The organism is Pseudaeromonas sharmana (assembly GCF_042649925.1).
Classification (GTDB): Bacteria; Pseudomonadota; Gammaproteobacteria; order Enterobacterales; family Aeromonadaceae; genus Pseudaeromonas; species Pseudaeromonas sharmana.
On sequence record NZ_JBHSAF010000003.1, the window covers coordinates 74,622 to 93,991 of the forward strand.

Below are 19,370 nucleotides of genomic sequence, written 5' to 3' on the forward strand. Positions count from 1 at the left end.
TGGCACCCACAGCAAGGGGCCTGTGGCCAATGCCGTTCACTGAAGGAAAAAGCAGGCCGGTTCCTGTTCGCCAACGCACCAACAGGCCGTAACCCCACCCATGGGGGCCGGCTGGCGGCATCCCTGCCGCCAGCGGTCGGTTCAATCGGAGCACTTCCTGTCTTATCGGCTCCGCAATGGGGCCAGCGGCCCCTTGGTGGTTTCACGCCGTTACGGTGCGCATTGCGCCGGGCTGCTGCCATCCGGCCACAGGGTGCTGGCATTGTCGGTGGCCAGCGGCAGGAAGGTCAGACCCGCGCTGAGGTTGGCCGGCGGCAGGTTGGTTTCCAGCACGTACATGCCCATCGGCAATGCCCCGCGACTGGCGTTGAGCGCCACCTGTTCTGCTGCCAGCGAGCTGTAGCGCAACCCCAGCAATTCGAAGTGGCTGCGCCAGTCCAGCCCGGTCAGGCGGCTCAGCGCGACCAGCATGAAGTCGTTGCCGGGTATGCTGCTCACCTTGTTGCCGCCATACACTGTGTGCCCTTCATACGGGAACAGGCTGAAGCCGAGGCGGTCGCGGTTGGCCAGCCAGTCATCGGCATTCGCCGCATAGCGACCGAACAGCCGGCTGTGCTGGTAAAGCAGGGTGAAGAGATTGAAGCCGTTGTCCAGACCTGTGCCATCTGCCAGCGTCAGGCCATCGGCGCGCAGCGCCATCTGGATGTAGAACGCCATGCGGTAACCGTTGTGTACCGCATAGGCGTTGCTTTTCCATGGCCCTTCGTAGCGATCGCCGCTGTCGAGCGGTTGGCAGTTGGCCCCCACGACCTGACGGTTACCACTGGCGTCCTTGCGTTGCAGCACGTCGGACATGAAGACATAGAACAGATCCTTGTGGTTCATGTGACCGTCGGTGAGCGGGCTGGTATTGCCATCGCGCAGGTAGTGGGCGCGCCATTTGACGAAATAGGGGAAAAGGTTGTTGGAGTTCTCGCCGGCGCGGCTGCTGTAGCTGGGCCAGTTGTCACGGTCGTTGGCGGCCACGTACTGGACGTTGAGGCGGTTGGTCTGCAGATTGTGGCCGAGTTCGTGGTTATCGCCCCAACCGGTCGGCGAGATATCCCAGGCGGCATCCCAGGGGTTGCCGCTGCAGCCGGCGCCACACTGGGCGTTCTGGTCATAGTTGGCGTGCTGGATCAGGCTGCGGGTGTGCAGGTCGGCATCCAGACACGCCTCTCCCAGCAGCGCGCTGCAGGCGCTGACGACGTCGGCCGGCAGGCTGTCAGCCAGGCTCTGGCCCTGAATTTTAAGGCCCGCCAGCGTATAGACGGCATTGATATGATCATCGGCGATGCTGCGCAGCAGGCTGGCCACGTCCGGGGTGGCTGCGGTGCCGATGGCATTGGTCAGACGGTCGCGGCGCAGATGCTGTTCGGCGCCATCACTGCGCAGATCGACATGGGGCAGTTCGGTCTGTTGCAGCCGGGTCTGGAAGGTGGCGATCTGGTTGGCATCGCTGAAGTCGGTGATGCTGGGGTGCCAGGTGATGCCGCTGGCACTGATGTCGGTTTGCAGGGCACCGCTGCCACCGCTGAGCGCCAGATAGAGCGGGCCGCCGTAGGGGCTGGAGAAGCTCAGGCTGGCGCCGGGTTCGAGGCGCAGGCGCTGGGTCGCCAGTTCCAGCGGGCCGCGGTAGACCTTTTGCTCGTAGGCCCGGTTGGTGTTGCGTCTGTGGTAGTTGAGCTTGACCTCGACCGTGGCGGAGCTGCTGTCGTGGCGCGTCAGCGTGATGGTTTGTCCCGGCAGCACATACCAGCCGGTGGTGGTCCACTGTCCCGAATAAGGCACGCCGATGGTCTTGCGCTCCTCGCCGGTGGCCGGGTAGGCATAATGGGCCTGGCTGTTTTTCAGCACCTGGTTGCGTTCGGTGACGAACTCCCCCAGATCCGCTTGGGCGGCATTGTTCGGTCGCGCATAGTTGACCAGCCAGTCGGCAAACATCGCCTGTTGCCAGGCGGCCGATTCCGTCCACTCGATCGGATAGTCGATCTGGCTGCGGTACTTGTCGGCCAGCAGCAGCGTGGCTTTAAGCAGATCGGCGTTTGCCAGCGTGAAGGCGCTGCGCCCCTGCTGATCCAGCGTGATGACTGCGCTGCGCAACCAGTCGGCACCGCGCTTGAAGGCCGTTACAAAGCCATCGCTGTTGCAGTCAATGAAGTTGCTGCTGCAAGCCGCCAACAGCGTCATATCCAGACGCTGGCTGCGCAGATTGGCCAGCAGGGTGTCGACGCTGGCCAGCTGGCTGTCATCCGCCAGCAGGCTGCTGTAGCTGATCGCGTTGGCGTTCAGCTTCGACCAGTAGTTGCCGTAGGTGGTGAGGCCCATCTGCTGGTAGAGCGGGCTCAGCAGCGGGCTGGCCTCGCGTTGATAATTGGCCAGCAGCAAGGGGATGCCGGCGGCCTGTGCCTTGCTGATCGCGGCGGCGATGCCGGCGTAGCCGAGGCTCTGACGATCGATGTCGCTGAGGATGATCAGATCCGGTTGCCGCTCGTCGATACATTGACTCAGTGCCGCATAGTCGCAGCTGTTGGCATCATTGATGCGATGAGCATCCGGATACTGGCTGGCCAACCAGCTGCGGATCGCCTCGTTGTGCGGGAAGTAATGGCTGTCGCTGCGGCTGGGGACCTGGGCGGTCACCACACTCAGCCCGGCCTGTTCATCGGCGCCGGCAGTCAACCAGTGGATCAGCCCGCGCAGCAGGCGATCGGTTTGTGCTGAGGTGTTGACGGAGAACAGGTTGCCGGCCATCGCCACCGCGCGGCCATGCGGCAGTTCGGAGGCCATGATCAGACCGCGTACCGCCGGGTTGCCACTGCCATCGACATTTGACTGCAGCACCGTCGTCGTCATCTCCGGCAGGTAGCTGGTGAAGGTGATGGAGTCGTGGGTTGGGTGCCAGCTCAGGCTGTCGATACCGGCAAACAGGGTGCTGGCCAGGGTCCGGTGCTGGCGCTGGGCCTGCTGCAGGCTGGCCCGGGCATGATCGATCAACTCTTCGCCACTGGCCAGACTGTGCTGTTGCGCGCGGATGGCTAAGGCGGCGTGGCTGATGAAGCTGACCTCAATGGTGCAGTCGGCATCGAGTGCGGCCGTGGTGTAGGTCTGCTCGCTCAGGGTGCCGCCACAGCCACGGATGCTGTCGAGTTGATGGCCACTCTCCGCCTCGATGCGGAAGGACCCGCTTTGACCGGCCGCCAATTGCAGCCGGCTTGGCACCAGTCGGCCGCCGCTGCTGGGGCTGACCGAGGCGGTATAGCTGGTGGTCGGCTGGCGGTCGGCATCGCTACCGCCGCCACCGCCACAACCGACGATCCCCAGCATCAGGGCTAGCAGTGTCACTCTGGGTTGCATCTTCACTCCATGAAGTGTCAGGGCAGCATCGCTGCCGATAAGATATTAAAAATAAAGGTAAAACCACGAATGTGGCCATGGAGATAGCAGACACGGCTTTCCGGATGGTGTCAATTGGCGGCGGTTTCGATTATTTCGAACTGAGAGCTCGGGATGGCGGAAGCCATCCCGGGGAGCAGTGGATCAGGGGGCGGTTGCCAGCCGTTGCCGACGGGCGTAACGCCAGCTTTCAGCGCTGAACAGCGCCAGGGCCAGCCAGATAAATCCGAAGGTCAGCAGCTTGGCGCCCTGGATCGGTTCGCCATACAGCGTGATGGCCAGCAGGAACATCAGGCTCGGGCCAAGATACTGGATGAAACCGAGTGTGGATAACGGGATCAGGCGGGCGCCGGCGGTAAACAGCAGCAGCGGGACTGTGGTGACAACCCCGGCGGCCAGCAACAGCAGGTTCAGCGACAGCGGGTTGGCACTCATGTCACTGGTCGGGCTGTCGGCTATCGCCAGCAGATAGAACAGTGCCAGAGGCAGCAACAGCAAGGTTTCTACAAACAGGCCGCTCTGGGCATCCACCGGTATCTTCTTGCGAATCAGGCCGTAGATGCCGAAGGAGCCGGCCAGGGTCAGGGCTATCCAGGGCAGGTGACCGATCATCACCACCTGAATCAGTACGCCCAGGGTGGCCAGCCCCACGGCCAGCCATTGCAGGCGGCGCAGCCGCTCGCCGAGGAACAGCATGCCCAGCAGTATGTTCAGCAACGGATTGATGTAGTAGCCGAGGCTGGCTTCGAGCAGATGGTTATGGTTCACCGACCAGATGAACAGCAGCCAGTTACCGGCCACCAGCAGTGCCGACAGCGTCAGGTTCAGCAGCTGGCGCGGTTGGCGCAGCACTTGCCGCACCTTGTAGCCCTGGCGGGTAACAACCAGCAGCACCAGCAGCAGTACGCAGGACCAGATGATGCGATGGGTCAGGATTTCACCGGCCGGTACGGCCGTCAGCCATTTGAAATAGATGGGGCAAACCCCCCAGATCAGGAAGGCACTGAGGGCATACAGGATCCCTTTTTGTTCATTCGACATAACGACTCCTCGCAAGCTGTGGTCATGAGTGTAACGCTTGCGCTGCGCAACCAGAATCCTGCTGTCATGCTCTGCCAGCAAAATAGTGTTTTGTGATATGAATCGCAGTATCGGTGCAGGGTAATGGCGAGTACGACTGAGAACTTAGGTAACGGGTAGCGTTTTGTGCTGTCGCGGTCGGCGCTTGATGGTGGCAAAAAAAACCGGGCAGCCTGGCTGCCCGGTCGTGAGGGTCACACCTTAGTGATGCTGACCTTCTCCTGCTTTTGGTGGTACGGTTTCGTCGAACTCTTCGAGCGGCTTGTGCGTCTCACCCAGGTAGGTGTAGATCACCGGCAGCACGAACAGCGTGAACAGGGTACCGATTGACAGCCCCGCGACGATAACCAGACCGATGCCGAAGCGGCTGATGGCACCGGCACCCGATGCTCCCATCAGCGGAATCAGACCGGCGACCATGGCGGCTGTCGTCATCAGGATCGGCCGCAGACGGATACGGGTGGCCAGCTTGACGGCGGCCATCTTGTCCAGCCCGCGCTTGAGCTGCTCTTCCTTCGTCACTTCACAGATCAGAATACCGTGCTTGGTAATCAGACCGACGAGGGTAATCAGCCCGACCTGGGTGTAGATGTTCATCGTTGACAGCCCCCAGGCCATGGCGATCAAGGCCCCGCTGATTGCCAGCGGCACCGACACCAGGATGACCAGCGGATCACGCACACTCTCGAATTGCGAGGCCAGTACCAGGAAGATGACGAACAGCGCCAGCGCGAAGGTACCGATCAGGGCATTCCCTTCGGTCACATACTGACGGGCCTCGCCCATGTAGTTGTGCTGATAGCCGATCGGCAGTGATGGCGTGATCTCGTTTTCGAAGAACGCCACGGCGTCGCCCATCGAGACCCCGGGTGTTGGCACCACACCGATGGTGGCCGCGTTGAGCTGGTTGAACTTCGGCAGTGAACGCGGCTCGGTCTGCAGCTGGACATTCACCAGGTTGCCCAGGGGAACCGCAGTGCCATCTGCCGCCCGGACGTAGTAGCGCTTGATTGATTCCGGGTTAAGACGGAACTTGCGCTCTACCTGCGGTATGACTTCATAGCTGCGGCCGTTCAGATCGATGCGGTTGACGTAGCCATCGCTCATCATGGTGCTCAGCGTGACGCCGATGTCCTGCATCGTGATGCCGTAGGCACCGGCCTTGTCGCGGTTGACCGTGATGCGCATGGTGCCTGAGTCGTAGGCCAGGTCGAGTTCAGAGTAGACGAACTGACGGTTGGCCGAGACTTTCTGCATGATGCTGTCGGCGACCTGGAACAGGCTTTCGAAGTTGTTCGGGGTCGTGATGACATACTGCAGCGGCAGGCCGCCACCGGCCCCCGGCAATTCCGGGAACTGGAAGCTGCTGACCGTCATCTCCGGAATGTCCTGCAGCGACTCGTTGGTACGGTGCAGCACCTGCTTCAGGTCTTCACGCTGGCTCCACGGCTTCAACACCGCTATGCCCATGCCCTGGTTCGAGTTCGGAATACCGGCAAACGACAGGGTGGTGGCCATGGCCGGATCCTTCATCAGGCGGCCGGTGACTTCACCCATGGTGGCTTCGATGTAGTCGAGGTTGGCAGTGTTCGGCCCCTTGGTCATCACCATGTAGGCGCCCTTGTCCTCGGACGGTGCCAGCTCGGCCGGAATGAACTTGAACAGAATCGGCAACGAGGCGAAGACACACACCGCAAAGGCGATGACCACCGGACGGTGCAGCATCACCCGGTCCAGTGCCCGTGAATAGGCATCGGTCAGGCGATTGAGGGTGTTTTCGACACCGCGTTCAAACGCATTCGGGTTGGAGTGCTCTTTCAACATCTTGGAGCACATCATCGGCGACAGCGTCAGCGCTATGACCCCGGAGACGAACACCGATCCGGCCAGTGTCAGCGCAAACTCCTTGAACAGCGAGCCGGTCACGCCGCCCATCAGGGCGATAGGGGCATACACAGCGGCTAGCGTGATGGTCATCGAGATGACCGGCAGGGCGATTTCCCGGGTACCTATGATGGCGGCGCGGAACGGATCTTCACCGGCCTTGATGTGGCGGTCGACGTTTTCCACGACGACGATGGCGTCGTCGACCACCAGACCGATGGCCAGCACCATGGCCAGCAAGGTCATCAGGTTGATGGTGAAGCCAAACACCTGCATCAGCATGATGACGCCGATCAGTGACAGCGGAATCGTGATGACCGGGATGACGACCGCGCGCAACGACCCGAGGAACAGCGTGATGACCACCAGAACGATGACGCCAGCTTCGACAATGGTTTTCACCACTTCGTCGATGGATTCGTTGATCGCTTCGGTCGAGTCATACAGCAGGCTCATCTTGATGGTCGACGGCAGGTTGCGTTGCAGCTCCGGCATCATCTTGACGACGCTGGCGGCAATTTCCAGCGGGTTGGCTGTCGGTGAGGCGTCGAGGCCGACAACGACCGCTTCCTTGCCATTGGCCATGGCCCGGTAGACGTCATGGCTCTTCTCGAGGCTGACCTTGGCGATGTCGCGCAGGCGAATGACGGCCCCATCCCGGCTGGCGACGACCAGTTTCTCCAGATCGGCAACGTTGTCGACCTGGGTCTGGGCATCGGCGTTATACAGCGTGAAATAGCCGGTAGCCTGACCCGGAGAGGACTGGTAGTTGTTGGCTTGCAGCACGTTCATGACCTCGCTGGAGGTCAGGTTGTATGCGGCCATGCGTTCCGGGTCCAGCCAGATCCGCAGCGCAAACTCGGTACCCCCGTAGAGATTGACCTTGGCCACCCCTTCGACGGTAAACAGCTGCGGCTTGATAACCCGCTCCAGATAGTCGGTGATCTGCGATGAGTTCAGCTCGTCACTGGAGAACGAGATATACATGATCGAGGTGCTGGAGCCGGTCGACATGTCGAGGCTCGGATCCTCGGACTCCTTCGGCAGCTGGGAACGAACCGAGTTGACCTTGGCGAGGATATCCGACAGGGCTGCGTTCGGGTCTGTGTTCAGCTTCATGTTCACCGTGATGGTGGAACTGCCGAGCTGGCTCTTCGAGGTCATGTAGTCGATGTTGTCAGCCTGGGCAATGGCCTGTTCCAGCGGTTGGGTAATAAACCCCTGGATCAGACTGGCGCTGGCACCGTAGTAGCTGGTCGAGACCGTGATCACCGTATTGGTGATCTTGGGGTACTCCCGGACCTGCATCCCCTTCAGTGCCTGCAGACCGAGCAGCACGATCAGCAGGCTGATGGAGATCGCGAGCACCGGTCGACGAATAAACGTATCGGTAAATTTCATCTCTCGCTCCGCGTTACAGCATCGGGGTGGTATCCGGCTTGGTCAGCAGCGAATCCGGCATGATCTTGACATGGCTGCCGTTGGACAGGCGGACCTGGCCACTGGTAACCACCTGTTCGCCCGGCTTCAGGCCATCCAGGATATGCGCCATATCTTCCTTGCGCTCACCGACGTGCACGACGACCTGACGGGCCACCATGACCGGCTTGCCTTCGGCATCCTTCAGCGCCTCGCCCTTCTCATCCTTACCCGGCTCGACGACGTAGACGGTCTGACCGTACAGCGTGAAGTTGATGGCAGTCTGCGGAATGGCGATCTGTTGCGGCAGCAACGGTAACAGCACCTGCACCTTGGCGAACATGCCGGAACGCAGCAGGCCATCGGAGTTCGGGATCGCGGCTTGCACCTGAACCACACCGGACTGGGCACTGACCGCAGGTTCAATGGCCGAGATGGTGCCGCTGAACGGTTGGTTCGGATAGGCATCCACGTAGATGTGCAACTGCTGGCCGACCTTGACCTGGGCCAGATCGGTCTGCGGTATGGTGAAGCGGATCTTCATGACGCTGGTGTCTTCGAGGCGCACTATGTCGCTACCTGCTTGCAGGTACTGGCCCAGATAGACGTTGCGGATACCCACCTGGCCGGCGAACGGGGCTCGGATGTTCATCCGGTCAATGGTGGCTTGCAGCGACTCGATCTGACCGGCCAGTTGCAGGTAGTCGGCCTCGGCGTCATCCAGGTTGCCCTTGGAGACAGTTCCCTTGGCATACAGGCTGCGCATGCGGTCGAGATTGGCCTTGGTCGCCGGCATCCGGCCCTGGGAGGCCTTCAGGTTTGCTTGCTCAACCGAGGCATCCAGACTCAGCAGCAGTTCATTCTTCTGTACCTGCTGGCCTGACTCGAACGCGATCCTGGCCACCTTGCCGGCGGTTTCGTTGCTGATATCCAGCCCCTGATTCGGTTCAATGAAGCCAATCGCCTCTATGGTAGGTGTCCAGTCATTGGCCTTGACCTCCTGTACCGCTACCGGGAAGGTAGGGACTGGCATGTTGGCAAAATACTGGGCCATCATGTGGTTCTTGACGAGGTTGAATCCAATCACGCTGCCGAAGATAAGCAGCACCAAGACCAGCATTATTGCCGTCCACTTTTTCATTGTTGTTCTCTCCCGGATGAAGATGAGGGGCTGGCGAGAATGGACTGCCAGCTGGCCTCGGCCATGTGTTCTCTCAGTGAATCGTTTAAATCAAAATCGTAAAACTTGTGCTCATGTTGTACGCATTGCACCGTCGCCAGGCTCAATGCGCCGAGCAAACAGGGCGGCATATTGCGAAACAACCCCTGGTCGATGCCGCGCTGGAAGAAGTCGTCCAGCGGTTGCCACTGCGCCCGGGTCCAGGCGCGGACCTCTTCGGTGAAAAAAGGAGTGCGTTCATAAAGATCCTTGAACAGCATGACATCCGCATGATCCTGGATACCCTGGCAGCCGTTGAACCACATCTGGCGATAATTGGCATAGCTGGTCACGTTCAAATCCACCTGCTGGAACAGGATGTCGCAGATGTGCTGCATCGAACTACGGTACAGCTGGTGAATCAGCTCTTCCTTGCTGGAAAAATAGCGATAGAAAGAGCCGGTAGCCATGCCAGCTTGTTGAGCCATGTTCTGGACCGAACAGCCATGAAAGCCCTGTTCGATAAATAACCGCAGTGCTACCTGCATCAGCCGGGTGCGCTTATCCATATTGCCTCGTCGTCATCGCTGGCCATGCATGGTCCCATGCGGGAACTAAACTGGCGCTGAATAAGAGTTCATATTTGTGAATGAACGTTCATTCATTATCGCTGAATTCTTACGGATGCAACAAATTTTTAGTCAATTGGTTGCACTTTTCGCGCGTGCGACGCAACAAGAATGTGTGTTTTTTATTCACTCCAGTCAAAAAAACGGCAAACACGCTTTTTTTTCCAAAAAAACTGGACAAGCCGGGCCTCGGTTCGTACTATTTCGACCCGTCCGATGACGAGCGCCCGTAGCTCAGCTGGATAGAGCGCTGCCCTCCGGAGGCAGAGGCCACAGGTTCGACTCCTGTCGGGCGCGCCATGCTCAGCGGCGTGTCATCAGATGGACAAAAAACAGCAATGGTGGCTGTAGCTCAGTTGGTAGAGTCCCGGATTGTGATTCCGGTTGTCGTGGGTTCGAGCCCCATCAGCCACCCCATTTTGCTGTTACACCCGTGCGAGGGTGGCGGAATTGGTAGACGCGCTAGCTTCAGGTGTTAGTGTCCCCCGGACGTGAGGGTTCAAGTCCCTCCTCTCGCACCACATATTTTATCGATGGGCCATTGTGCCGATCAGATAACACAGTTTTTCGGTGATTAGCGCAGCCCGGTAGCGCATCTGGTTTGGGACCAGAGGGTCAAAGGTTCGAATCCTTTATCACCGACCACTTCCATAAAGCCCGGCTTATTGCCGGGCTTTATGCTTATTTACGTAGTGTGTATTTATTCTAACACGCCTCAATCCTATCCTCGGTACATCAACACAATGCCACACCCTGCCGTTTGCGTCCGAGGTGTCAAATGCAACACTCCTTTGTTCTGAATCAGGATGAGCGACTCATGTTGCGTGAGCTGTTTTCTGCACCGGCCGTGGCGGACGAAGACCTGTCTTCGTTGTCGCTAGGGTGGGACCACGCCAGTGCGGGCGATGCAGAGACCATGCTGGCGATGCTGTTGCCGTTGTTGCAACAAGCCGAACAGCTGGTGTTGCATGCCAATTATGGCCAGCACAGGTTCTCCTTTCGTCTGTCGGTGGCGGAAGATGAGTGGGGACGGCCCGAGCTGCGCTTCTCGCCACCGCTGATTCTGGATGTCACCCACAGTCAGCCTCGCGCCTGGCGAGCCTGCCACCCGAGCGGCATCCATCTGACCGATCAGGCCGGCCGACCGCTGGATTGGCATATCCGCAACCTGTCCGCGACCGGCATGCAGCTGGATGGCCCGGTGCCACCCTTGCCGGCCGGCATCCGCTTTCAGGCCTGCCTGGCGGCACCGGAGCTGGAGCCGATTCCGATCTGTGGCCAGATGGTGCGTCAGGAGGAGCTCAGCTCCGGCTGGCGGCGTTGTGTGGTGCGGCTGCACCTCGACGATGAGGCATGCTTTCAGCTCAACCAGTATCTTTACCAGCAGCATCTGCGCCAGTATCCGATCCCTGAACTGCTCAAAGCTGTCAGTTAAGCCGTTCCGCGGCGCAAAGCAGCCATGAAAAAGCCCCTGCGAGAGGGGCTTTGGTGTCTTCAGGGCCGGGCTATTTCTGCCAGCCACCGCCAATGGCCTTGAACAGCGCTATCTGGTTGCTTAGCTGGGCCAGCCGGGTCGAAACCATCGTCTGGCGGGCAGAAAACAACGAGCGCTGGGCATCGAGGCGTGTCAGGTAGCTGTCGACCCCCTCGTTGTAGCGGTAGTCAGCCAGCTGGAAATAACGCTCATTGGCGGCGACCAGTGCCTGTTGGGCATCGGCCTGCTGCTGGAAGTAAGTCTCGGAACCCAAGCCGTTCGCCACTTCTTGAAACGCCGTCTGGATGGTCTTCTCGTAGGTGGCAACGGCCTGCTTGGCCGCGATCTCGGCAACATCCAGGTCCGCTACCCGCTTGCCGCCATCGAAGAGCGGAAGGTTCAGCTGCGGAATAAAACTCCAGGTTCCGGTGCCGCCATCGAACAGGTGTCCCAGCTCTGTGCTGGCAGTGCCGGCGGTTGCCGTCAACGTGATCGTCGGGAAGAACGCGGCACGGGCAGCGCCAATGTTGGCATTCGCTGCCTTCAGGCTGTGTTCCGCGGCCAGAATGTCCGGACGTTGCTGCAGCAGCGAGGAGGGGGCACCGACCGGGATGCTGGCCAGTTTCACCTCGTTCAGCGAGGCCGGCAGCGACACATCCGCAGGCAGCGGGGTGCCCAGCAGTAACGTCAACGCATTGCGATCCTGCAATACCAGCCGTTGATACTGGGCGACACTGACGCGGGCGCTCTCCAACGAGGTCCGACTCTGCGCCAGCTCCATGTCGGAAGCCGAGCCGAGTTCATATTTCTTTTGCGTCAGAGCATAGGTTTCCTGCTCGGTCTGCAAGGTTGATTGACTCAGCGTAAGCAGTTCCTGGTCGGCGATCAGCGTCAAATAGGCGTTGGCCAGCGAGGCGACCAATGCAATCTGGGTACTGCGCTGGGTTTCGACCTGAGCCAGGTAGGTTTCCAGTGCCTGATCTTTCAGACTCTGGATTCGGCCGAACAGATCCAGCTCGTAAGCCGTGATGCCGACCTGGGCATTGTATTGTGAACCGATCTGTTCCTGGCCGGTGCCATTGGTATCACCGGAGGTCTGCTGGCGGGTGCTGGAGGCGCCGGCCGCGACGGTCGGTAGCTGTGCGGCACGCTGGATCCGGTATTGCGCCTCGTAGCTCTGAACATTCAGGGCGGCCAGGCGCAGGTCGCGGTTGTTTTCCAACCCGAGCGCAATCAGCCGCTGCAACTGCGGATCGAGGAACTGCTGTTGCCAGCCGCTGAGGGTGGCACTGGTCTCTGCGGTTTGCCAGCTGGCGCCTGCCGGCATCTCCGGGCGCTGATAATCAGGTGCCATGGAACAGCCTGCCAGCAGCAGGCCGAGGGAGAGGGCGAGGAACGACTTAGTCATGATGGACCTCCTGCGCAACCGGCGTCGTGCGCTCATGCCGCGGACGGTATTTGGTGAAGTAGCGCATGATCAATACGAAGAACAGCGGGACAAAGAAGATCGCCAGCACGGTCGCACTCACCATGCCGCCGATGACGCCGGAACCGATGGCGATACGGCTGTTCGCGCCGGCCCCGGTACTGGTGGCCAATGGCAGTACGCCGAGGATGAACGCCAGCGAGGTCATCAGGATCGGGCGTAGACGCAGGCGGGCGGCTTCGACGACGGCCTCGGTCAGCCCCTTGCCCTGGTCATACAGCTCCTTGGCAAACTCGACGATCAGGATGGCGTTCTTCGCCGACAAGCCGATGGTCGTCAGCAGACCGACCTGGAAGTAGACGTCGTTCTCCAGCCCGCGCAGGGTGGCAGCCAGAATTGCGCCCAGTACACCGAGCGGCACGACCAGCATGACCGAGAACGGCACACTCCAGCTCTCATACAGCGCCGCCAGCGACAGGAATACGACCAGCAGCGAGATGGCATACAGCGCAGGGGCCTGTGAGCCGGCCTGACGCTCCTGGTACGAGAGTCCGGTCCATTCGATGCCGATACCTTCCGGCAGCTGTTTCACCATCTCCTCAATCGCCGCCATGGCTTCGCCGGTACTCTTGCCGGGTGCGGCCTCGCCGACTATCTCCATGGCGGGCACGCCGTTATAGCGCTCCAGTCTTGGCGAGCCAAAGCTCCAGCCGGTGCTGGCAAAGGCCGAGAAGGGCACCATCTTGCCGTCACTGTTGCGGACGAACCAGAGATTCAGATCTTCCGGGTTCATGCGGAACGGGGCATCGGCTTGCAGATAGACCTTCTTGACCCGGTTACGATCGACGAAGTCATCGATATAGGAGGAGCCCCATGCCGTGGACAGTGCATCGTTGATATCGGAGACGCTCAGCCCTTGTGCCAGTGCTTTTTCATAGTCGATTTTGACATCAAACTGCGGCGCATCTTCCATGCCGTTCGGTCGGACACGCACCAGGGTATCGCTCTTCTGTGCCGCCATGCCAAGCAGTTGGTTGCGGGCGGCCATCAACTTGTCATGACCGAGTCCGGCCCGGTCCTGCAGATAGAAGTCAAAGCCGGTAGCCGTGCCCAGCTCGGGAATCGAGGGCAGGTTGAAGGCGAAGACCTGCGCCTCCTTGATGCTGAACAGGAAGCCCATAGCGCGGCCTATGATGGCGTTAGCGCTGCGGTCCGGGGTGTTGCGCTCATCCCAGTGTTTCAGCTTGATGAAGGCCATGCCGCTGTTCTGGCCACGGCCGGCGAAACTGAAGCCGGAGACGGTCAGCACAGAGTCGACATTGGCTTTTTCATTCTTCAGGAAGTAGTCGCGCATCTGGCCAAGAACCTTCTCGGTGCGCTCCTTGGTGGCGCCAACAGGCAGTTGCACCATCGACATGATGACCCCCTGATCCTCTTCCGGCAGGAACGAGGTCGGCAGACGCATGAAGAGCACACCGAGCGCGATCAGCATCGCCAGATAGATCAGGCTGAAACGCACACCCTGACGGACAACCTTGCCGACCCGGCTCTGATAACGCTGGGCACTGCTGTCGAACAGACGGTTGAACCAGCCGAAGAAGCCGCGTTTCTCTCCAAACTCGCCATGCTTGATCGGCTTGAGAATGGTGGCGCACAGCGCTGGCGTCAGAATCAAGGCCACCAGTACCGACAGCACCATCGCCGAGACAATGGTCAGCGAGAATTGGCGATAGATGGCACCGGTCGAGCCGCCAAAGAAGGCCATGGGCACAAACACGGCAGACAACACCAGGGCGATCCCGATCAGGGCGCCGGTGATCTGGTCCATCGACTTGCGCGTGGCCTCGAGCGGTGACAGATCTTCCTCGCTCATCAGACGCTCGACGTTCTCGACCACGACGATGGCATCGTCAACCAGCAGACCGATGGCCAGCACCAGACCGAACATCGTGAGGGTGTTGATCGAGAAGCCGAATGCCGACATGACGCCAAAGGTGCCCAGCAACACCACCGGCACGGCAATCGTCGGAATCAGCGTGGCGCGGAAGTTCTGCAGGAACAGGTACATGACACAGAAGACCAGGATGATGGCCTCAAACAGCGTCTGTGCTACCTCTTCGATGGAGATCTGGACGAACGGGGTGGTGTCGTATGGATAGACCACCTCCATGTTGTCCGGGAAATAGGGCTTCAGCTCGTCGATCTTGGCCCGGACCTTATTGGCGGTATCCAGAGCATTGGCGCCGGTCGCCAGTTTGACGGCGAAGGCAGCGGTTGGTTGTCCGTTATACTTGGCTTCGGCATCGAAACTCTCACCGGCCAATTCGATGCGGGCCACATCCTTCAGACGCACCTTGGCACCATCTTGTGTCACGCGCAGCAGGACATTGCCAAAGGCTTCCGGTGTCGTCAGACGGCTCTGCCCCATGATGGTGGCGGTGAACTGCTGGTCGCTGATGGCCGGGGTGCCGCCCAGCTTGCCGAGGGCGATCTGGGCATTTTGTGCCGTGATGGCGCTCTTCACATCCGCCGGGGTCAGTTGGTAGCTGTTCAGCTTGTGCGGATCCAGCCAGATACGCATGGCGTACTGACTACCAAACAGCTGGATTTCACCGACACCATCAAGCCGGCTAATTGGATCCTTGATGTTCGAGACGACATAGTCGGCGAGGTCATCGTTACCCATTTTGCCATCGGTGGAGATGAAACCGGCCACCATCAGGAAGCTGCTGGTGGTCTTCTGCACCTTGATCCCTTGCTGCTGCACGATTTGTGGCAGCTGGGTGGTGGCTTGTTGCAGTTTGTTCTGTACCTGAACCTGGGCGATATCTGGATCAGTCCCTGGCATGAAGGTCAGAGTGACCGAGACGTTGCCGGACGAGTCACTCTGGGCCGACATATAGAGCAGGTGGTCGAGGCCGGTCATGTTCTGCTCGATGATCTGGGTCACCGAGTCTTCTACCGTCTTGGCCGAGGCTCCAGGGTAAGAGGCGGAAATGGCCACGGCCGGCGGGGCTATGGTGGGGTATTGGGCGATCGGCAGCTTGAGGATGGACAGACCACCCGCCAGCATGATCACCAGGGCTATCACCCAGGCAAATATGGGTCGATCAATAAAAAAACGGGCCATGAGGAATCTACTCCATCCTACTGCTTGTTAGCCGGGGTGACCGGGGTGACATCCTTGGGGTTCACGGCGGCACCCGCCTTGACCTTTTGCAGGCCGGCGACGATGACGCGTTCACCCGCCTTGAGGCCAGATTCGACAACCCAGTTGCCGTTCAGCGCCTGGCTGACCTCAATATCACGTTGTTCGACCTTGTTATCGCCGCCGACGAGCATCACGCTGGCGCCACCGCGCGCGGTACGGGCAACGGCGGCTTGTGGTACCAGCAATCCTTGCGGGCGCTCACCTTGCTGCAACTCGGCACGGATAAACATGCCCGGCAGCAGCAGCTTGTCCGGATTCGGAACCTGAGCGCGCACCGTCACCATGCCGGTAGATTCATCTACCGTGACATCGGAGAATTGCAAACGCCCACTTTGTGGCAGTTGGCTGCCATCCTCCAGGCGGAAGTGCACCACGGCGCCGTCCTTGGTGCTGGTCAGCTTGCCGGCGGCATACAGCTGGCGCAGGCGCAACAGATCGGTCGAAGATTGAGTGACATCGACATACATGGGGTCGAGTTGCTGGATGCTGGTCAGGCTGGTGGCTTGCTGGGCGGTCACCAGCGCGCCTTCGGTGACGGCGGATTTGCCGATGCGGCCGGAAATCGGCGCTGTGATACGGGTATAGCCGAGATTGATTTTCGAGCTCTTCAGGGCCGCCTTGGCGGCCGCGATGTCGGCGACGGCCTGACGCCAGCTGGCCTGGGCATCATCGTTATCCTGGGTGCTGATAGCCTTGACCTTGGCCAGCGCCGCATAGCGCTGCGCCTTCAGGCGTGCACTCTGTTCGGTCGCTTCCGCTTTGGCCAGTGTCGCTTCGGCGCTGGCGACGGCGGCCTCGTAGGTAGCGGGATCGATTTGGTAGAGCACCTGTCCGGCGCGGACATCACTGCCTTCGGTGAAATAGCGCTTGAGAATGATGCCGCTGACCTGAGGGCGCACTTCGGCCAGACGCAAAGCCGCAGTCCGGCCGGTCAGCTCAGTGGTCAGGGTCAGCGGTGCCTGCTGCAGGGTGACGACATCGACCGCGGTGGGTGGCATGGCACCCGGTGCCGGCGCCGCCGCTTCGTTGCAACCTGCGAGCAGTGTGCCGGCCATCAGGGCCAGCGTCAGAGAACGGGAAAGTGTATGTCTTTGCATGGTTGAAAAGCCTCTGGCTGGAGAGCATGGCTGCATAGGCAGCCGAAGAATAATTGGCAGGAGTGCCACGCTATGGCAATATACATACATTCGTGTATGTATGTAAGACGCTTAACGCAGATTAACGAGAAAAGCTATGGTTCGACGCACAAAGGAAGAGGCACAGGCGACACGGCGGCAGATTATGGATGCGGCCTTGTGTCTGTTTAGTCAGCACGGCGTGAGTCGTACCAGTCTTGTCGACATCGCGCGTCAGAGCGATGTGACACGGGGTGCCATCTATTGGCATTTTTGCAACAAGGAGGAGTTGTTCAGCGCCCTGTGGCAGGAGTTCTGCGGCCCCATGATGCAGTTGATCGTCGCGTCGTCGGAGGCCTCCGAACCGGATCCGCTCGGTAAACTTCGCCTGTTGCTGATCGAGATGTTGACGCTGGTGGCTGAGAACCCCCGACATCAGCAGATGTTCCGTATTCTGCACTCGCTGCTATTGCGTGACGTCGAGGATACCGAGTTGCGCAACATGCTGAGTCTGGAGCTGCGTTTTTACCTTGAGCGTTTGCATGACGCATTGCGTCATGCCATTGATAAGCAGCAATTGCCTGCGCGGCTGGACACTCGGCGTGCCGCCGTATTCCTGCAGTGCACGCTGGACGGGTTCATCCTCAACTGGTTAAGCCGGCATGAAGACCTCAGGTTGCCAGAGCAGGCCGTCGAGCTGGTCGATGGCCTGCTGCTGGCGTTGCAACATGGTGCCTGCTGGCGTCCAGCTATTGCAGACGGAAGCGATTGACGATGTCGCTGAGCTGGCGGTAGCTGTTTGCGATATCGCCGGTGCTGGCCACGGTGGCGTCCCCGGTGGCCTGCAATTGATGAATGACTTCCTTGATGGCATTCATGTTGCGGGTAATTTCTTCTGTCACGGCGCGTTGCTCCTCTGCGGCCGTGGCCATCAGACAGCTCAGATCGTTGATATCGACGATATGGGTCGCCATTTCATCCAGCGAGTGGGTGACCTGGGCACTGTTTGCCGCTGTCCGCTGACAACTGGCCTTGGTGCTGTTCATCGCCTGCACCACGGTTTGGGTTCCCTGTTGTAACCGTCCCAGCATCTCCTTGATCTCCATGGTGCTGGTTTGGGTGCGTGCGGCCAGCGCCCGTACCTCATCGGCCACAACGGCAAATCCGCGGCCCTGTTCACCGGCGCGGGCTGCTTCGATCGCGGCATTCAATGCCAGCAAGTTGGTCTGTTCGGCAATGCCGCCGATGACCCCCAGCACTGAGCTGATTTGTTCGGCATGTCCTTGCATCGCCTGAATCGAGTGGGACGTTGACTCTACCTCGTCGACCAGGGCGGAGACGCTGTTGATGGCCGTATCGACCACCTGGCGTGAGTCCTGAGCCTGGGTGCTGGTCTCCTGTGTCAGGCGTGCCGCGGTAGCGGCATTTTCCGCGACCGAGCTGGCGGTGCTGCTCATCTCGGTGATGGCGGTGACGGCCTGGTCGGTCTCCTGCACATGATGATCCAGCAACAGCTTGCTCTCATCGGTTTGCTCACCAAGTTGACGGATGCCGTCATTCAGCCGTTCTGTCGCCTGCTGCACTTCAAGCAGCATGCTTTGCAGGCGACTGATGAACTGATTGATGCCGGAGGAGATCATCCCCAGATCATCCTCGCTGGTCACCTTGAGGCGACGCGTCAGATCGCCGTTGCCCTGTGACAGTTCGCTGACCAGGTTGCGCAGTGACAGAATGGGGCGATAAGCGACCCGGATGGCAATGATCGACAACGCTATGATGAGGACACCTGCCACCGTCAGTGCCAGGGTGATGGTCCGGTTCAGACCATTGGTAATGCCCTGGATGTAATCGCGGTCGACATAACCGGTCAGTTGCCATGTTTGGCCTTTGATATCCAGCGCATGAGGAAGCGGCTGCCAGTCGGGTCGTGGCTTGGCACCATACAGAACCGTTCCCTGACTGTCCTGCAAGGCATAATGGCTGCTACCTGCACTGGCTTTTTGCAGCATGGCCGCAACGGGCGTCAGATCCAGATAGAAGAAATAGGCTGAATCGGCACCGCGGGGCACCAGGATGCGCAACAGGGGCTTGTTATCTTCAAATAGAATCGGGCTGACTTGCACCGCCTTGCCGGCCGGGGCGATCAGACTGCGCAACTGGTTGACGCGGTTGGTATCCTCGATGACACCGTTGGCGTCAAAAGCCATGTCGCCAATGACTTTGACGATGTTATGAAAGCCGGTTTCTGCCAGCATTTTCTTGACGTTGGTGACACCAAAATTCAGGTTCGATGCCAGCAAAATCTTCTGTTGTATGTCGTCGCCGAGTTTTTGCTGTACGAATGCGATCTGCTGGTTGATGGCCTCTTCCTGAGACGACTGGATGTAGCCACTGACAACATGGTTGACGCTCAGATAGGAGGTCAGCACTGTGATGACGATGACGCAGCAAAACAGCGCATAGATTTTGGTTTTAAAAGGAATGGTCTTCATCATGCTATTCCTGTGGCGGGCAACGGGCATCTTGTCTAGTTATAGT

Annotated in this window: 11 protein-coding genes and 4 tRNA genes; 6 read left to right on the forward strand and 9 right to left on the reverse strand. The window is 59.7% G+C overall.

Features of this window, described 5'->3' with window-relative positions; translation table 11 throughout:
• Positions 1 to 210 precede the first annotated feature (210 nt).
• The 5 genes from ACFOSS_RS05235 to ACFOSS_RS05255 form a co-directional block, all read right to left on the reverse strand.
• Positions 211 to 3,396, reverse strand: coding sequence for an ImpA family metalloprotease (locus tag ACFOSS_RS05235; RefSeq protein WP_377151074.1), 3,186 nt, complete (start codon positions 3,394 to 3,396; stop codon positions 211 to 213).
• 183 nt (positions 3,397 to 3,579) lie between these two features.
• Positions 3,580 to 4,476 (reverse strand): EamA family transporter RarD, encoded by an 897-nt coding sequence (gene rarD / locus ACFOSS_RS05240; RefSeq protein ID WP_377151076.1) that lies wholly within the window; start codon positions 4,474 to 4,476, stop codon positions 3,580 to 3,582.
• Positions 4,477 to 4,716: 240 nt separating this feature from the next.
• Positions 4,717 to 7,800: a multidrug efflux RND transporter permease subunit gene (locus ACFOSS_RS05245; protein ID WP_377151077.1), complete on the reverse strand. Its 3,084-nt coding sequence runs from the start codon at positions 7,798 to 7,800 to the stop codon at positions 4,717 to 4,719.
• Between the two features lie 13 nt (positions 7,801 to 7,813).
• Positions 7,814 to 8,959: an efflux RND transporter periplasmic adaptor subunit gene (locus tag ACFOSS_RS05250; protein WP_377151078.1), complete on the reverse strand. Its 1,146-nt coding sequence runs from the start codon at positions 8,957 to 8,959 to the stop codon at positions 7,814 to 7,816.
• The gene (locus ACFOSS_RS05255; RefSeq protein WP_377151079.1) at positions 8,956 to 9,546 is read right to left on the reverse strand and encodes a TetR/AcrR family transcriptional regulator; all 591 of its coding nucleotides are present in this window, start codon (positions 9,544 to 9,546) and stop codon (positions 8,956 to 8,958) included. Before ACFOSS_RS05255 ends, ACFOSS_RS05250 begins: the two co-directional genes overlap by 4 nt.
• 283 nt (positions 9,547 to 9,829) lie before the next feature.
• On the opposite strand from ACFOSS_RS05255, the gene ACFOSS_RS05260 reads away from it, so the two are divergent.
• From ACFOSS_RS05260 to ACFOSS_RS05280, 5 genes are all read left to right on the forward strand, one after another.
• Positions 9,830 to 9,906, forward strand: a tRNA-Arg gene (locus ACFOSS_RS05260).
• Between the two features lie 41 nt (positions 9,907 to 9,947).
• Positions 9,948 to 10,023 (forward strand) — tRNA-His (locus ACFOSS_RS05265).
• A gap of 18 nt (positions 10,024 to 10,041) precedes the next feature.
• Positions 10,042 to 10,127 (forward strand) — tRNA-Leu (locus tag ACFOSS_RS05270).
• A gap of 47 nt (positions 10,128 to 10,174) precedes the next feature.
• Positions 10,175 to 10,251, forward strand: a tRNA-Pro gene (locus tag ACFOSS_RS05275).
• A gap of 133 nt (positions 10,252 to 10,384) precedes the next feature.
• The gene (locus ACFOSS_RS05280; RefSeq protein WP_377151080.1) at positions 10,385 to 11,041 is read left to right on the forward strand and encodes a PilZ domain-containing protein; all 657 of its coding nucleotides are present in this window, start codon (positions 10,385 to 10,387) and stop codon (positions 11,039 to 11,041) included.
• A gap of 70 nt (positions 11,042 to 11,111) precedes the next feature.
• Here the strand turns inward: ACFOSS_RS05280 and ACFOSS_RS05285 are convergent, their stop codons facing one another.
• From ACFOSS_RS05285 to ACFOSS_RS05295, 3 genes are read right to left on the reverse strand one after another with little or no spacing between them, the layout of a single operon-like run.
• The gene (locus ACFOSS_RS05285) at positions 11,112 to 12,488 is read right to left on the reverse strand and encodes an efflux transporter outer membrane subunit (protein WP_377151082.1); all 1,377 of its coding nucleotides are present in this window, start codon (positions 12,486 to 12,488) and stop codon (positions 11,112 to 11,114) included.
• Complete coding sequence (locus ACFOSS_RS05290; RefSeq protein ID WP_377151083.1) at positions 12,481 to 15,636, reverse strand: efflux RND transporter permease subunit; 3,156 nt, start codon at positions 15,634 to 15,636, stop codon at positions 12,481 to 12,483. Before ACFOSS_RS05290 ends, ACFOSS_RS05285 begins: the two co-directional genes overlap by 8 nt.
• Before the next feature lie 17 nt (positions 15,637 to 15,653).
• A complete protein-coding gene (locus ACFOSS_RS05295; RefSeq protein WP_377151084.1) occupies positions 15,654 to 16,814 on the reverse strand; it encodes an efflux RND transporter periplasmic adaptor subunit in 1,161 nt (386 codons plus the stop codon).
• A gap of 136 nt (positions 16,815 to 16,950) precedes the next feature.
• Between ACFOSS_RS05295 and ACFOSS_RS05300 the strand changes: the two genes are divergently transcribed.
• Positions 16,951 to 17,604: a TetR family transcriptional regulator gene (locus ACFOSS_RS05300; protein WP_377151085.1), complete on the forward strand. Its 654-nt coding sequence runs from the start codon at positions 16,951 to 16,953 to the stop codon at positions 17,602 to 17,604.
• Here ACFOSS_RS05300 and ACFOSS_RS05305 read toward each other — a convergent pair.
• Entirely contained in the window at positions 17,582 to 19,315 is a 1,734-nt protein-coding gene (locus ACFOSS_RS05305) for a methyl-accepting chemotaxis protein (protein WP_377151220.1), read from the reverse strand. The genes ACFOSS_RS05300 and ACFOSS_RS05305 overlap by 23 nt on opposite strands.
• Between the last annotated feature and the right edge of the window lie 55 nt (positions 19,316 to 19,370).

What these genes read in the sequence shown, in the direction of transcription:
- ACFOSS_RS05235 (WP_377151074.1), bottom strand. Translation starts at nt 3,396, where the DNA reads ATGCAACCCAGAGTGACACTGCTAGCCCTGATGCTGGGGATCGTCGGT.
- rarD (WP_377151076.1), bottom strand. Translation starts at nt 4,476, where the DNA reads ATGTCGAATGAACAAAAAGGGATCCTGTATGCCCTCAGTGCCTTCCTG.
- ACFOSS_RS05245 (WP_377151077.1), bottom strand. Translation starts at nt 7,800, where the DNA reads ATGAAATTTACCGATACGTTTATTCGTCGACCGGTGCTCGCGATCTCC.
- ACFOSS_RS05250 (WP_377151078.1), bottom strand. Translation starts at nt 8,959, where the DNA reads ATGAAAAAGTGGACGGCAATAATGCTGGTCTTGGTGCTGCTTATCTTC.
- ACFOSS_RS05255 (WP_377151079.1), bottom strand. Translation starts at nt 9,546, where the DNA reads ATGGATAAGCGCACCCGGCTGATGCAGGTAGCACTGCGGTTATTTATC.
- ACFOSS_RS05280 (WP_377151080.1), top strand. Translation starts at nt 10,385, where the DNA reads ATGCAACACTCCTTTGTTCTGAATCAGGATGAGCGACTCATGTTGCGT.
- ACFOSS_RS05285 (WP_377151082.1), bottom strand. Translation starts at nt 12,488, where the DNA reads ATGACTAAGTCGTTCCTCGCCCTCTCCCTCGGCCTGCTGCTGGCAGGC.
- ACFOSS_RS05290 (WP_377151083.1), bottom strand. Translation starts at nt 15,636, where the DNA reads ATGGCCCGTTTTTTTATTGATCGACCCATATTTGCCTGGGTGATAGCC.
- ACFOSS_RS05295 (WP_377151084.1), bottom strand. Translation starts at nt 16,814, where the DNA reads ATGCAAAGACATACACTTTCCCGTTCTCTGACGCTGGCCCTGATGGCC.
- ACFOSS_RS05300 (WP_377151085.1), top strand. Translation starts at nt 16,951, where the DNA reads ATGGTTCGACGCACAAAGGAAGAGGCACAGGCGACACGGCGGCAGATT.